The following is a 13,334-nucleotide window of genomic DNA, read 5'->3' on the forward strand; positions in this document are numbered from 1 at the left end:
GGGCCAGGGCGTTTGGGCCCGTGGGCGGGGTGGGCCCGGGTGCGGCGGGCGACGGCGGGTGTTCCGTTCACACCCCGTGTGAGTCTCCGTTCCCATCAGTCCCACGCGCGGGGCGCGCGCGATGGCCAAGTCCCGTCGGGTGCCGGCCGCCGCGACGCCGGTGAGTTGACGGTGTGCCGGGCCGGTGGTGTGCTCGCAACTCCGTTGCAGTCACCGCTCGTTGTGGGGGGACGCCATGCGGGACGACTTCGCCAGGGGGCCGAGCTTCGCGGAGCTGCGCCCGTTCAAGGAGCCCACCGAGGGCGCGCCGGGACACCCGGCCTTCCCCGTCCACCGCGACCTGGTGGACCTGCTGGCCGCGGACAAGGGCCTGCCGGACACCGAGGGGCCCGTCCCGCACACCATGGCGACGTGCGCGGCGTACGCGTACGCCGGTGCGGGACGGGTCGGCGACCCGCGGACCGTCGCCATGATCATGTCCAGGCTGGGCCTGGAGGAGAACCGCTGCCGGGTCTTCGAGCAGCGGGTGGACGCCATGTACATCGCGTCGGCCGCGTATCTGATCCAGGACAAGGACCGGCGGGTGGTGATCCTCTGCTACCGCGGCACCCAGCCCGAGGACATCATCAGCATCCTCACCGACGCCGACGTGCGCCCCGAGACGCTCTGCGTGGACCTCGCTGGCGAGCGTCACGAGGTGCACGCGGGCTTCTACCGCAACATGCGCGCCACCCGCCATCTGATCATGCAGGCCCTCGACCGGGCGGCCCGCGGCGAGTCGGTCGACCCCGAGGAGAAGGGCGTACGCGGCGACGGCATGGAGGCGCTGTACATCACCGGGCACAGCCTCGGCGGGGCGATGGCCGCGCTGATGGGTGTCGTCCTGGCCCACGAGCCGCGCTTCCACTCCGTCGCCGAACGGCTGCGGGCCGTCTACACCTTCGGCCAGCCGCTGCTCGGCGGCCCCGAGTTCGCCGACGCGTGCGCGCGGGCCACCGACCACCGGGGCGAGTACGTGCTGCGCGACCGGCTGCTGCGCTACATCTTCGACCGTGACGTCGTGCCCGCGCTGCCGCCGCGGCCCGTCGGGCCGTACGCCCCCTTCGGCCGCGAGCTGCACTACCGCAGGCCCCGCGGGGTGGCGGAGGGGACGCTCGCCTTCGCGGCGGAGACGGCGATCGACGCGGTTTCACTCCCGGGCGACCTGCTGCGCGGGCAGCTGCGCCGGATGGCGGGCCGCAGGGCGCGGGCGGCGGGACGCTCGCTGGCCGAGCTGGCGCGGGGGCCGCGGGCCGGCGGCTGGGCCGAGGTGCGCGACCCGGGCCTGCACTATCCGCAGATGGACAGCCTCGCCGGGCTCGCGGTGGTGGCGCCGCTGGCGTTCTTCGCGGCGCGTCTCGCGTTGACGCGGACGATTCCGTTCACTTACTCGTTCGAGGACCACGGGCCGGGGCACTACGTCAACGCGCTTACTCCGCCGGGGGTTTTGAGCGAGTTCGGGGATGTGCGGTGATCGTGCAGGTGCGGGTCCGTTGTGGCTGGTCGCGCCCACGCGGCGGAGCCGCACATGTCAGGGCCCCGCGCCCCTGGCCTAGCCGTCTCACCCTCAGTCGATGAAGGCGCCGTCGACGTACGTCCACACCCCGTCAGTGCGCTCGAATCGGCTGCGCTCGTGCAGTGCGTCCGGCCGGCCACCGTCCGTGTAGCGGGCCCGGAACGTGACCGTGCCCGTGGTGTGGAAGGCCGTGCCCTCCGTGGTTTCCTCGATGTCCAGGCCCACCCAGCGCAGCGCCGGGTCGAACTCGACGCGCGGCGGCCTGGTCCGCGGGTGCCAGGTGCGCAGCAGGTAACCCTCGTCCCGTACGGCGAAGGCGCTGTAGCGGGAGCGCATCAGCTCCTCGGGGGTGGCCGCGGCGGCCTCGCCGCGGTGCAGCCTGCCGCAGCACTTCTCGTACGAAAGGGGCTGCCCGCAGGGGCAGGGCGTGGCGGTGGGGCGTGGCGCGCGTCGGGACATGGCGTCCATTGTCGCCGACCGTGAGCGGGCCGGGACCTCAGGGCGCGAGGATGTCCAGCTCCTCCAAGGCGCCGAGGGCGATCTCCCGCGTCAGCGCCTCGGCACGGACCGCGTCGCCCTCCCTGACCGCCTCGGCGACCTGGACGTGCAGGGTGACGGCGGGCGGGTCCGGGTCCTCGAACATCACCTGGTGCGCGGTACGGCCGGTGAGGACCTCGGCGACGACATCGCCGAGCCGGGCGAACATCTCGTTGCCGGACGCGTTGAGGATGACCCGGTGGAAGGCGACGTCGTGCTTGAGGTAGCCCTCCAGCTGGTGTCCGCGCGAGTGGGCGACCATCCCGAGGGCGCACTCGGTGAGCTCCGCGCACTGGGCGGCCGTGGCGTGCCGGGCGGCGAGCCCCGCCGCGACCGGTTCGACGGCCGACCGCAGGACGGTCAGGGAGCGCAGCTGCCGCGCCCGGTCGGTACCGGCGAGGCGCCAGCGGATGACCTGCGGGTCGAAGACGTTCCACTGCTCGGCGGGCAGCACGGTGACGCCCACGCGGCGGCGGGACTCGACGAGGTGCATGGACTCCAGGACCCGCACCGCCTCCCGCATCACGGAGCGCGACACCTCGAAGCGCTGGCCCAGCTCGTCGGTGCGCAGCACGCTGCCCGGCGGGTACTCGCCGGCGGTGATGGCGGGCCCGAGGCTTTCCAGGACGCGGGAGTGCAGCCCCCGGGCGTGTGCGGTCATGACGGAAGCCTACGAGGAGCGGCACGGGAACAATAAGTCAGACTTTTATGTCACAGACTCTTGAATTCGTCAGACCTAATGGGTTTCAGTGACGTGAACAACCGACCGATGTCGATGAAGACAGCGAGGCAGTACGCGATGCAGGATCGGCGCACCCCCCACGTCGTCGTGGTCATGGGCGTGGCAGGGACCGGCAAGACCACGATCGGGCCCCTGCTCGCGGACCGGCTCGGCGTTCCCTACGCCGAGGGCGACGACTTCCACCCGGCGGAGAACATCGCGAAGATGTCCTCCGGCACGCCGCTCACCGACGACGACCGGTGGCCCTGGCTCGACGCCATCGGCGCCTGGGCGCACGGGCGGGCCGGGCTCGGCGGGGTGGTCAGCAGCTCCGCGCTGAAGCGGAGCTATCGCGATCGGCTGCGGGCCGCCGCTCCCGATGTCGTCTTCGTCCACCTCACCGGTGACCGGGCCCTCATCGAGGACCGGATGTCGCATCGGCAGGGGCACTTCATGCCGACGGCGCTGCTGGATTCGCAGTTCGCCACGCTTCAGCCTCTCGGGGCGGACGAGGCGGGCGTCGCCGTCGACGTCGCCGGGTCCCCGGAGGAGATCGCCGACCGGGCCGTCGAGGCGCTCGGTCGTCTTGGCTGAGCGCTCCCGCCGGTAGTTCTTCGACTGCGGGCCGCTCGTGGCTGGTCGCGCAGTTCCCCGCGCCCCTGAGGGGCGCACCCCGTACCCACGTCCAAGGAAGCCACCGTGACCCATCTCAGCGTCGAGATGTTGGCAGCGGAGTCCGTCGAGCCGATCACCTCGGCGGGCCATGCCCAGCTGGGGATCGCCGTCCTCGCGGGCATCGCCGTCATCGTCCTGCTCATCACCAAGTTCAAGCTGCACGCCTTCCTCGCGCTGACCGTCGGGTCGCTCGCGCTCGGCGCCTTCGCGGGGGCGCCGCTCGACAAGGCCATCACCAGCTTCACCGGCGGCCTCGGCTCGACGGTCGCGGGCGTCGGTGTGCTCATCGCGCTCGGCGCGATCCTCGGGAAGCTGCTTGCCGACTCCGGCGGGGCCGACCAGATCGTCGACACGATCCTCGCCAAAGCGGGCGGGCGCGCGATGCCCTGGGCGATGGTCCTCATCGCCTCGGTGATCGGTCTGCCGCTCTTCTTCGAAGTCGGCATCGTGCTGCTGATCCCGGTCGTCCTGATGGTCGCCAAGCGCGGCAACTACTCGCTGATGCGGATCGGCATCCCGGCGCTGGCCGGCCTCTCCGTGATGCACGGGCTCATCCCGCCGCACCCCGGCCCGCTCGTCGCGATCGACGCGGTCAAGGCCAATCTCGGTGTCACGCTCGCGCTCGGCGTCCTCGTCGCGATCCCGACAGTGATCATCGCGGGCCCCCTCTTCTCGAAGGTCGCGGCCCGCTGGGTCGACGTACCGGCCCCCGAGAAGATGATCCCGCAGCGCCCGTCGGAGGACCTGGACAGGCGCCCCGGCTTCGGCGCGACGGTGGCGACCGTGCTGCTGCCCGTCGTGCTGATGCTGGCCAAGGCGCTGGTGGACATCGTGGTCGACGACCCCGAGACCACCGTGCAGCGGGTCTTCGACGTCATCGGGTCGCCGCTGATCGCCCTGCTCGCCGCGGTGATCGTCGGCATGTTCACGCTGGGCCGGGCGGCCGGGTTCACCAAGGACCGGCTGTCGACGACCGTCGAGAAGTCCCTCGCCCCGATCGCGGGCGTGCTGATGATCGTGGGCGCGGGCGGCGGCTTCAAGCAGACGCTCATCGACGTCGGCGTGGGCCAGATGATCCTGGACTTCTCCAAGGACTGGTCGATCCCCGCGCTGCTCCTGGCCTGGCTGATCGCGGTGGCCATCCGGCTCGCGACGGGCTCCGCGACGGTCGCGACGATCTCCGCGGCGGGTCTGGTGGCGCCGCTCGCCGCCGACATGTCGACCTCGCACACGGCGCTGCTCGTGCTCGCGATCGGTGCGGGTTCGCTCTTCTTCTCGCACGTCAACGACGCGGGGTTCTGGCTGGTCAAGGAGTACTTCGGCCTGGACGTCGGCCAGACGATCAAGACGTGGTCCGTCATGGAGACGATCATCTCCGTGGTGGCCGGAGCGCTGGTCCTGCTCCTGTCCTTGGTCATCTAGCGCGCCGTCTCCCGGGGCTCCGCCCCGGACCCCGCTCCTCGAACGCCGGAGGGGCTGACTTGGTCAGCCCCTCCGGCGTTCTGTTCACGCCCCCGGCGAGGAGGACGCCTTCTCCAGTTGGAACGCCTCGTTCCCGAGGCCGATCCGCGCATGGGCCTCCGGGTTCCTGGAGCGGAGGACCAAGCCGTAGAGGACGCCGATCACCGCCGCGGCGAAGATGACGCCGGGCAGCACCCAGCTGAGCGCCGAGCCCTCGCCCGCGCCGACGAGGACGTCGAAGTCCTTGACGGTGTAGCCCGCGATGACGAGCAGTCCGACCGCGGCGAGCGCGGACGCGGCGATCCGCCAGGCCTGGGCGCGCGCGGCGCCCCGGCGGGCGAAGAAGACGATGACGGCGACGGAGGCGGTGGCCATCAGCAGGATCACGCCGAGGGCACCGATGTTGCCGCCCCAGGTGAACAGGTGGAGGACGGGCGCCGTCGGGTCGCCCGCCTTGCCGTCGTCGGCGAGGGCGAAGCCGATCACGACCACGACGGAGACGACGGTCTGGAGCAGCGAACCCGTGCCCGGCGCGCCCGTGGCCGTGTTGGTGCGGCCGAACGCGGCGGGCAGCAGTCCCTCGCGGCCCATCGCGAACGCGTACCGCGCCACGACGTTGTGGAAGCTGAGGATCGCCGCGAACATGCCGGTGACGAACAGGACGTGCAGGACGTCGGTGAAGGTGCCGCCGAGCCGGGACTCGGTGAGGCCGAAGAGCAGGCCCGCGCTCTGCTCCTGGGCGGCCGGGACGATGCCGGACGGGCCGGCCGCGACCGTCAGCGCCCAGGAGCTGAGCGCGAAGAAGACGGCGACGAAGCCCACCGCGAAGAACATCACGCGGGCGACGACGACCTGCGGGCGGCTGGTCTCCTCGGCGTACACGGGAGCCTGCTCGAAGCCGGTGAAGGCGGCGATGCAGAAGCAGAGCGAGGTGGCCACGCCCGCGCCGGTGAGCGTGTCCGGGTTGAACGCGTGCAGCGACAGGCCTTCCTTCGCCGGGTCGACGACGGCCGCGATGTCGAAGATGACGACGAGCGCCACCTCGATGAGGAGCAGTACGCCGAGCACGCGCGCGTTGAGGTCGATCTTCAGCCAGGCGAGGACGCCGACGAGGGCCACGGTGACCAGCGCCGGTATCCACCAGGCGACCTCGACCTCGAAGTACGTCTGGAGCAGCCCGGACACCTCGAAGCCGAGCAGTCCGTAGAGGCCGGCCTGGAGGGCGCTGTAGGCGACGAGGGCGACCAGCGCGGCGCCGGCGCCCGCGGTGCCGCCGAGGCCGCGGGATATGTACGCGTAGAAGGCGCCGGCGTTGTGGACGTGCCGGCTCATCTCGGCGTATCCGAGGCTGAAGAGCGCGAGGACGACGCCGAGGATGAGGAAGAGGAGGGGCTGCCCGACGACGCCCATCACGCCGTAGGTGGTGGGCATGACGCCGGCGACGACCATCAGGGGGCCGGTCGCGGCGAGCACGGAGAGCAGCAGTCCCGCCGTGCCGAGCCGGCCCGCGCGCAGCGCCTGCTCCTGCCCCTTGTACGTGCTGATCCCGGTGCCGCCCGCCGGGTCGCTGGGGGATCTGGTTCCGCTCGGGCTCGAACTTCCCGTCGCCATGGCGCGGTTGTCCTTTCGGGGGTTTCGGAGAGTGCTTCAGGCCGCGCCGAACGCGGTGGCCCGCGCGGCGGTGAACGCCTCGTACGGGTCCCGGTCCGGGTACGACCAGGGGGCCGGGGTCGCGTGCCGTCCGATGCGGTGGAAGAGCGCGGCGGCTTCGGCCGCCCTGCCCTCGCAGGACTTCGCGTGGGCAAGGAAGTTGAGGTCGACGTGGCAGCGCGGGTGGGCGGGCTCGTCGGGCGTCTCCCACTCCAGCCACCAGTCGAAGGCGGCCTTCATGACGCCGCGGGCGCGCCGCCCGACCCAGTGCCCGGACGCGGCCGGGTCGGACGGTTCGAGGCCGGCGGCGGCGAGGACGCGGTAGCGCTCGGCGTGCGCGACGACGGGCAGCACCGCGAGCGGCGAGTCGGCGGGCGCCTGTTCGGCGGCCCAGGCCGCGAAGTCGTACACCTCGTGCATCGGGTCCTGGCCCGCGCCGGGGCGCCGCTCGGCGAGCCGGGCGACCATCAGGTGGTGGGCGTGGTGGTGTTCGGGGTGGCGGTGCCGGATCTCGTCGAAGAGGCGTACGACGTCCTCCTCGTGGCCCAGCGAGCGTTCGAGGAGGAGCAGCGCGAGGATCGGGGTCGGGTCGGCGGGGACGCGCGCGGCGGCGTCGCGGCAGCGGGCCCGCACCCGGTCCGAGCGCTCCTTGCCGCGCAGTGCCTTGTGCACGGCGGCGAAAGCGAGCAGCACCTCGGCGTCGTGGCTCTCGGGCTCGGCGAGCTGCCAGTCGCCGGCCCACGCGGTGGTGGTCGGCTCCTGGCCGAGTACGTCGAAGCGGTGGCCCCTGCGGTCCCAGTCGTCGCCGGTGGCGGCGAGCAGTGCGCGCGCCTCGGTCCAGCGGCCCTGCGCGAGTGCCGCCCGGGCGGTGACGAGTTCGGCGTCGTCGAGGGCGGCGTCGAAGGCGTACCCCGCGGCCTTCTTGCGGGAACGGCCCAGTGGGGGTGGGGGTGGTGACACCGCGGGACGTCCTCCCCGGCGCGGCTTGCGAGCGGATGATCACGCACAGCAAAGCGGTAGGCACTGCTCCACGTCAAGGCCCGGCGGTGCCCCGCCTTCACCAACTCGTCTCAAAATCCGCAGACTTCGCCCGCCACCCGGGACGGGCTCCCCTACCCTCCGCCGGTCGAGAGCCGCTCAACCCCCGCTGGAGTCCTGGTCAGTTCACCGCTCGGGCGGCCGCGCGGCCCGCCGTGCGTCCCGAGAAGAGGCAGCCGCCGAGGAAGGTGCCTTCGAGGGAGCGGTAGCCGTGCACTCCCCCGCCGCCGAATCCGGCGGCCTCCCCCGCCGCGTACACGCCCGGCAGGGGCTCGCCGCCCTCGGTCAGGACGCGTGAGGAGAGGTCGGTCTCCAGGCCGCCGAGGGTCTTGCGGGTGAGGATGTTGAGGCGGACGGCGACGAGCGGGCCGGCCTTGGGGTCGAGGAGGCGGTGCGGGGCGGCGGCGCGGATGAGGCGGTCGCCGAGGAACTTGCGGGCGCCGCGGACGGCCGTCACCTGGAGGTCCTTCGTGAAGGGGTTGGCGATCTCGCGGTCGCGGGCGGCGATGGTGCGGTGCAGGTCGTCCTCGTCGATGAGGGCCTTCCCGGCCAGCGCGTTCATGCCGCGTACCAGGGCGCCGAGATCCTTCTCGACGACGAAGTCGACGCCGTGGTCCATGAACGCCTTGACGGGGCCCGGCACTTCGGACCTGGCCCGGTCGACGACGCCGCGCACCGACTTGCCGGTCAGGTCGGGGTTCTGCTCGGAGCCGCTGAGGGTGAACTCCTTGCCGATGATGCGCTGGTTGAGCACGAACCAGGTGTAGTCGTAGCCGGTCTTCATGATGTGGTCGAGGGTGCCGAGCGTGTCGAAGCCGGGGAAGAGCGGCACGGGCAGCCGCTTGCCCTGCGCGTCGAGCCAGAGGGAGGAGGGGCCCGGCAGGATGCGGATGCCGTGCCGTTCCCAGATGGGGTTCCAGTTCTCGATGCCCTCGGTGTAGTGCCACATGCGGTCGCGGTTGATGAGGCGGGCCCCGGCGTCCTCCGTGATGCCGAGCATCCTGCCGTCCACGTGCGCGGGGACTCCGGAGATCATCTTCCGGGGCGGGGTGCCGAGCCGCTCGGGCCAGTTGGCGCGGACGAGGTCGTGGTTGCCGCCGATGCCGCCGGAGGTGACGATCACCGCCTGGGCGCGGAGTTCGAAGCTCCCGGTCACCTCGCGGCTGCTGGCCTTGCCCCGCTCCACGGTCGACGGCTCCAGGATCTCGCCGGTGACCGTGTCGACGCTGCCGCCGGTGCGCGAGAGTCCGGTGACGCGGTGCCGGAACCGCAGCTCGACGAGGCCGCGCGCGGCCCCTTCGCGCACCCGCCGCACGAACGGCGCGAGCAGCCCCGGGCCCGTCCCCCAGGTGATGTGGAAGCGGGGGACCGAGTTTCCGTGGCCCTGCGCGTCGTAGCCGCCGCGCTCGGCCCAGCCGACGACGGGGAAGAACCTGACGCCCTGGCCGTGCAGCCAGGGCCGCTTCTCCCCCGCGGCGAAGTCGACGTACGCCTCGGCCCACTTGCGCGGCCAGTGGTCCTCCGGCCGGTCGAAGGCCGCCGTCCCCATCCAGTCCTGGAGGGCGAGCGCGTGCGAGTCCTTGATCCGCATCCGCCGCTGCTCGGGCGAGTTCACGAAGAAGAGGCCGCCGAAGGACCAGTGCGCCTGACCGCCGAGCGATTGCTCCGGCTCCTGGTCGAGAAGGATGACCCGGCGGCCCGCGTCGACGAGTTCCGCGGTCGCCGCCAGTCCGGCGAGCCCTGCCCCGATCACGATCACATCTGCGTCGTACGCCATAGAGGTCGTCCTCCTCGACAAGGTCCCGCAAGGTTACTGGTGGGTCATGTGCCGTGCAGGTCGAATCCTGGGCAGCGGCGTGACGGACGTCAACCGGACGGTGGACGGGAACCTCCCCTCGCTTTTAATAATGGCCAGCATTAACATGTGGGCATGGCAAGGACGTCGGGCCCGGAGACCCGGGAGAAGCTCATCCGCGCCGGCGAGGAGGTCTTCGCCGCCCAGGGCGTGGACGGTGCCCAGCTGCGCGACATCGTCCGGCTCGCGGGACAGAGCAACCCCTCCGCGGTGCAGTACCACTTCGGTTCCCGCGGCGGTCTCCTCGACGCCGTGATGGCCGCACGCCAGCAGCGCACCGAGCGGGTGCTCGCCGCCGAGCTGGAGCGCGCCGGAGGGGACGCGGCGGATCTGCGCGGACTGCTGACAGCTTTGGTGAACGCCGAGGCGGGCGAGTTGCGCACCGAGCGCGGGCGGCGCTGTCTGCGCATCTCAGCGCAGCTCAGCCACGAGAGCGGCGTGCGTACGCGCACTCCGCACCCCACCATCGCCGGCACCGTCTACTGGACGCTGATCGGGCGGCTGGAGGAGCACCTCGCCCCCGTCCTGCCGGAGCCGTTGCGCCTGGAGCGGCTCGACCTCGCGCTCACGCTGATCGGCGCCGCCCTGGGCGACCGCGCCCGTCAGTACCTGGCCGGGACCACCCCCCTGACCGGCGAGGACGTCTTCCTCGCCGACCTCGTCGAGACCACCGCGGCGCTGCTGCGGGCCCCACGGCCCACCCTTGGCACGACCCCATGACCCTGACCCTTGGCACGCCCCATGCCCCTTGGAGAGACCCCATGACCCAGCACGACCTCACCGGCAGGACCGTCGTCATCACCGGCGCCGCACGCGGGCTCGGCGCCGAGGCCGCCCGGCAGGCCGTCGCCGCGGGAGCCAACGTCGTCCTGACCGACGTGCTCGACGAGGAGGGCAGGGCCACCGCCGCCGAGCTCGGCGAGCGCGCCCGCTTCGCGCACCACGACGTGACGTCCGAGGAGGACTGGCAGCGCGTCACCGACCTCGCGGTCGCCGAGTTCGGCGCGCTCCACGGCCTGGTGAACAACGCCGGCATATCCACCGGCCAGTTCCTGGAGTCCGAGTCCGTCGAGCACTTCCGCAAGGTCCTCGACATCAACCTCACCGGCGTGTTCATCGGCATGAAGACCGTCGTGCCCGCCATGAAGGAGGCCGGGGGCGGCTCGATCGTCAACATCTCCTCCGCCGCGGGCCTGATGGGCCTCGCGCTCACCGCGGGCTACGGCGCGTCGAAGTGGGGCGTGCGCGGCCTCACCAAGATCGGCGCCGTCGAGCTCGGCACGGCCCGGATCCGCGTCAACTCCGTCCACCCCGGCATGACGTACACCCCGATGACCGCCCAGGTCGGCATCGAGCTGGGCGAGGGCAAGTACCCCAACACCCCGCTGGGCCGGGTCGGCGAGCCGCACGAGATCGCGGGCGCGATGATCTTCCTGCTCTCCGACGCGGCGTCCTACGTGACCGGCGCGGAACTGGCCGTCGACGGCGGCTGGACGGCCGGGCCCACCGTGAAGTACGTCATGGGGCAGTGAGGCCGGAGCTCAGGCGCTGAGGTTGGATGGACGGCATGACGTCGAGCCATGGTCCCGTGTCCGATCCCCGTGCGGAGATGATCACTGTCGTCGACGAGAACGACGACGTGGTCGGTGCGGCGCCGCGCGGTGAGGCGTATGCGCGCGGCCTGCGTCACCGTTGCGTGTTCGTCCTGGCGCGGGACGCCGAGGGTCGCGTCTTCGTGCACCGTCGCACGCCGGTCAAGATGGTCTTCCCGTCGCTGTACGACATGTTCGTGGGCGGCGTGGTCGGGGCGGGCGAGTCGTACGACGACGCGGCGTTGCGCGAGGCCGAGGAGGAGCTGGGCGTGCGGGGGCTGCCGCGCCCCACTCCGCTGTTCAAGTTCCTGTACGACGACGGCGCGGGGAAGTCCTGGTGGTCGTACCTCTACGAGGTCCGCTGCGAGCTGCCGGTGCGGCCGCAGGTCGAGGAGGTCGCCTGGCACTCCTTCGTCACCGAGGACGAGCTGGAGCGACGGCTGGACGAATGGGAGTGGGTGCCGGACGGGCTCGATGCCTACCGCCGGCTGCGGGCCTTCCGCGCGGGCTGAGCAGCGCGGCACCCCTGACCACGGCTTATGGTGCGGCCGTGAGCAACTTCGTACAGAATCTGCGCCTGTGGTTCGCCCCGGAGCGCGTCCGCGAGGAGGGTGACACCCCCGACTACCGCTTCTCGCTCGCCAACGAACGCACCTTCCTGGCCTGGCTGCGCACCGCGCTGGCGCTGATCGGCGGCGGCTTCGCCGTCGACCAGTTCCTGCCGGACCTGCGGTGGGGCTGGCGGATCGGCCTCGCCCTCGCGCTGCTCGCCGCCGGCGTCCTGTGCTCGCTGCGCGCGGTGAACCACTGGGTGCGCTGCGAACGCGCGATGCGGCGCGGCGACGACCTGCCGACCAGCCGCTTCCCGACCGTGCTGAGCCTGGTGGTCGCGGTGGTCGCGCTCGCCATGGTGGTGGTCGTGCTCTTCGGGTGGGAGGGGTGACGCGGCGGGGGCCGCAGGACGGGCAGGTCCGCGACCCCGGGCTGCAGCCGGAGCGCACCCGCCTCGCCTGGCGGCGCACCACGCTGTCCTGCACGGTCGCCGCGGTGCTCGCCGCCCGCGCGGTGCTCCACGACGGGACCACCGCGCTCGGCGTGCTGGCCTGCGCGGTGTGTCTGCTGCTCTGGCTCGGGTTCCTGGCGGTGGCGCACCACAGGATGGTCGCCCTGGCGGCGCACCAGCCGCGGACGATGTCGTTCCGGGCGGCGTGGACGGCGGCGCTGTGCACGTTCGCGCTCGCGGTGTGCGCGGCGCTGATGCTTCTCTGAGAGCCGCTGCCCCCCTGAGAGAGCCCTCAGTCCTCCCAGGCCACCGTCACCACAATCTTGCCGCGGGTGCGTCCCTCCGCGCTGCGCCGGTGTGCGTCGGCCGCCCGCTCCAGCGGGAACGTCTCGTCCACGTGGACGGTCACGACGTCCTGTTCCGCGAGCTCGGACAGGCGCTGGAGGTCGGCGGCGACGGGACGTACGAAGCAGTAGTGGCCGCCCATGCCGAGCACCGCGCCGTCCGCGATGGACGCCAGCCGGCCGCCGGGCGCGAGGAGTTCGGCGGACGCCTTGAGCGTGTCGCCGCCGATCGTGTCGAAGGCCGCGTCGACCCCCTCCTCGACGAGCGCGCGGACGCGTTCGACGAGCCCGTCCCCGTACGTGACCGGCTCGGCGCCGAGCTCCCGCAGGAAGTCGTGGTTGCGCTCGCTCGCGGTGCCGATGACCCGGGCGCCCGCGTGCCGGGCGAGCTGCACGGCGATCGAGCCGACGCCGCCGGCCGCCGCGTGCACGAGGACCACGTCCCCCTCGGTCACGCGCAGGGCCTGGTCGATGACCTGGTAGGCGGTGAGACCGGCGAGCGGCAGGCCCGCGGCCTCCTCGAAGGTGAGGTTGCGCGGCTTGCGGGCGAGGGTGCGCACGGGGGCCGCGACGTACTCCGCGAAGGTGCCGCGCGAGAGGAAGTCCTCGCGCACATAGCCGATGACCTCGTCGCCGACGGCGAACTCCGGGGCGGAGGCGCCCGGCTGGACGACGACGCCCGCGACGTCCCAGCCGGGGACCACGGGGAAGACCGGTTCCAGGAGGCCGTCGAGGTAACCCTCGCGGCACTTCCAGTCGACGGGGTTCACGGCCGCGGCGCGCACCTTCACCAGGACGGAGTCGGGCCCGACCTTGGGGTCGCGCACCTCGCCGTACTCGAGGACTTCGGGCCCGCCGTAGCTGCGGTAGCTGATCGCCTTCATCGGGTCGCCTTCATGGGGT

At 72.3% G+C, this 13,334-nt stretch carries 14 protein-coding genes; 8 read left to right on the forward strand and 6 right to left on the reverse strand.

Annotated features, from left to right (window positions below):
* The first annotated feature begins 235 nt into the window (after positions 1-235).
* Positions 236-1,513, forward strand: coding sequence for a lipase family protein (locus ACH4D5_RS33075; RefSeq protein WP_398309863.1), 1,278 nt, complete (start codon positions 236-238; stop codon positions 1,511-1,513).
* A gap of 93 nt (positions 1,514-1,606) precedes the next feature.
* Here ACH4D5_RS33075 and ACH4D5_RS33080 read toward each other — a convergent pair whose 3' ends face one another.
* Positions 1,607-2,014, reverse strand: coding sequence for a YchJ family protein (locus tag ACH4D5_RS33080; protein WP_398309866.1), 408 nt, complete (start codon positions 2,012-2,014; stop codon positions 1,607-1,609).
* Between the two features lie 37 nt (positions 2,015-2,051).
* Positions 2,052-2,753, reverse strand: coding sequence for a FadR/GntR family transcriptional regulator (locus ACH4D5_RS33085; RefSeq protein WP_398309869.1), 702 nt, complete (start codon positions 2,751-2,753; stop codon positions 2,052-2,054).
* Positions 2,754-2,891: 138 nt separating this feature from the next.
* On the opposite strand from ACH4D5_RS33085, the gene ACH4D5_RS33090 reads away from it, so the two are divergent.
* Both ACH4D5_RS33090 and ACH4D5_RS33095 read left to right on the forward strand, forming a co-directional pair.
* Entirely contained in the window at positions 2,892-3,407 is a 516-nt protein-coding gene (locus tag ACH4D5_RS33090) for a gluconokinase (RefSeq protein ID WP_398310253.1), read from the forward strand.
* 105 nt (positions 3,408-3,512) lie between these two features.
* On the forward strand, positions 3,513-4,910 hold the full coding sequence (locus tag ACH4D5_RS33095; protein WP_398309872.1) for a GntP family permease: 1,398 nt from the start codon (positions 3,513-3,515) through the stop codon (positions 4,908-4,910).
* Between the two features lie 84 nt (positions 4,911-4,994).
* Here ACH4D5_RS33095 and ACH4D5_RS33100 read toward each other — a convergent pair whose 3' ends face one another.
* From ACH4D5_RS33100 to ACH4D5_RS33110, 3 genes are all read right to left on the reverse strand, one after another.
* Positions 4,995-6,560, reverse strand: a complete 1,566-nt coding sequence (locus tag ACH4D5_RS33100) for an APC family permease (RefSeq protein ID WP_398309874.1) — start codon at positions 6,558-6,560, stop codon at positions 4,995-4,997.
* Between the two features lie 36 nt (positions 6,561-6,596).
* Positions 6,597-7,559 (reverse strand): hypothetical protein, encoded by a 963-nt coding sequence (locus ACH4D5_RS33105; protein WP_398309877.1) that lies wholly within the window; start codon positions 7,557-7,559, stop codon positions 6,597-6,599.
* Positions 7,560-7,758: 199 nt separating this feature from the next.
* Positions 7,759-9,414, reverse strand: a complete 1,656-nt coding sequence (locus ACH4D5_RS33110; RefSeq protein ID WP_398309880.1) for an FAD-binding dehydrogenase — start codon at positions 9,412-9,414, stop codon at positions 7,759-7,761.
* Positions 9,415-9,567: 153 nt separating this feature from the next.
* Here ACH4D5_RS33110 and ACH4D5_RS33115 point away from each other — a divergent pair, with 153 nt between their 5' ends.
* Genes ACH4D5_RS33115 through ACH4D5_RS33135 form a run of 5 tightly spaced genes read left to right on the forward strand, consistent with a single transcriptional unit; the run spans position 9,568 to position 12,353 of the window.
* Complete coding sequence (locus tag ACH4D5_RS33115) at positions 9,568-10,212, forward strand: TetR family transcriptional regulator (protein ID WP_398309883.1); 645 nt, start codon at positions 9,568-9,570, stop codon at positions 10,210-10,212.
* Between the two features lie 41 nt (positions 10,213-10,253).
* Positions 10,254-11,024 (forward strand): glucose 1-dehydrogenase, encoded by a 771-nt coding sequence (locus ACH4D5_RS33120; protein WP_398309885.1) that lies wholly within the window; start codon positions 10,254-10,256, stop codon positions 11,022-11,024.
* 35 nt (positions 11,025-11,059) lie between these two features.
* A complete protein-coding gene (locus ACH4D5_RS33125; RefSeq protein ID WP_398309888.1) occupies positions 11,060-11,596 on the forward strand; it encodes an NUDIX hydrolase in 537 nt (178 codons plus the stop codon).
* A 38-nt stretch (positions 11,597-11,634) separates the two neighbouring features.
* The gene (locus ACH4D5_RS33130) at positions 11,635-12,027 is read left to right on the forward strand and encodes a YidH family protein (RefSeq protein ID WP_398309891.1); all 393 of its coding nucleotides are present in this window, start codon (positions 11,635-11,637) and stop codon (positions 12,025-12,027) included.
* A complete protein-coding gene (locus ACH4D5_RS33135; RefSeq protein ID WP_398309894.1) occupies positions 12,015-12,353 on the forward strand; it encodes a DUF202 domain-containing protein in 339 nt (112 codons plus the stop codon). The genes ACH4D5_RS33130 and ACH4D5_RS33135 overlap by 13 nt, the downstream gene beginning before the upstream one ends.
* Positions 12,354-12,379: 26 nt before the next feature.
* On the opposite strand, the gene ACH4D5_RS33140 is transcribed toward ACH4D5_RS33135, so the two are convergent.
* Complete coding sequence (locus tag ACH4D5_RS33140; RefSeq protein WP_398309897.1) at positions 12,380-13,315, reverse strand: NADP-dependent oxidoreductase; 936 nt, start codon at positions 13,313-13,315, stop codon at positions 12,380-12,382.
* Between the last annotated feature and the right edge of the window lie 19 nt (positions 13,316-13,334).

The organism is Streptomyces sp. NPDC018029, assembly GCF_044327655.1.
In the GTDB taxonomy this organism is placed as follows: domain Bacteria; phylum Actinomycetota; class Actinomycetes; order Streptomycetales; family Streptomycetaceae; genus Streptomyces.

What these genes read in the sequence shown, in the direction of transcription:
- ACH4D5_RS33075 (WP_398309863.1), top strand. Translation starts at nt 236, where the DNA reads ATGCGGGACGACTTCGCCAGGGGGCCGAGCTTCGCGGAGCTGCGCCCG.
- ACH4D5_RS33080 (WP_398309866.1), bottom strand. Translation starts at nt 2,014, where the DNA reads ATGTCCCGACGCGCGCCACGCCCCACCGCCACGCCCTGCCCCTGCGGG.
- ACH4D5_RS33085 (WP_398309869.1), bottom strand. Translation starts at nt 2,753, where the DNA reads ATGACCGCACACGCCCGGGGGCTGCACTCCCGCGTCCTGGAAAGCCTC.
- ACH4D5_RS33090 (WP_398310253.1), top strand. Translation starts at nt 2,892, where the DNA reads ATGCAGGATCGGCGCACCCCCCACGTCGTCGTGGTCATGGGCGTGGCA.
- ACH4D5_RS33100 (WP_398309874.1), bottom strand. Translation starts at nt 6,560, where the DNA reads ATGGCGACGGGAAGTTCGAGCCCGAGCGGAACCAGATCCCCCAGCGAC.
- ACH4D5_RS33110 (WP_398309880.1), bottom strand. Translation starts at nt 9,414, where the DNA reads ATGGCGTACGACGCAGATGTGATCGTGATCGGGGCAGGGCTCGCCGGA.
- ACH4D5_RS33115 (WP_398309883.1), top strand. Translation starts at nt 9,568, where the DNA reads ATGGCAAGGACGTCGGGCCCGGAGACCCGGGAGAAGCTCATCCGCGCC.
- ACH4D5_RS33120 (WP_398309885.1), top strand. Translation starts at nt 10,254, where the DNA reads ATGACCCAGCACGACCTCACCGGCAGGACCGTCGTCATCACCGGCGCC.
- ACH4D5_RS33125 (WP_398309888.1), top strand. Translation starts at nt 11,060, where the DNA reads ATGACGTCGAGCCATGGTCCCGTGTCCGATCCCCGTGCGGAGATGATC.
- ACH4D5_RS33140 (WP_398309897.1), bottom strand. Translation starts at nt 13,315, where the DNA reads ATGAAGGCGATCAGCTACCGCAGCTACGGCGGGCCCGAAGTCCTCGAG.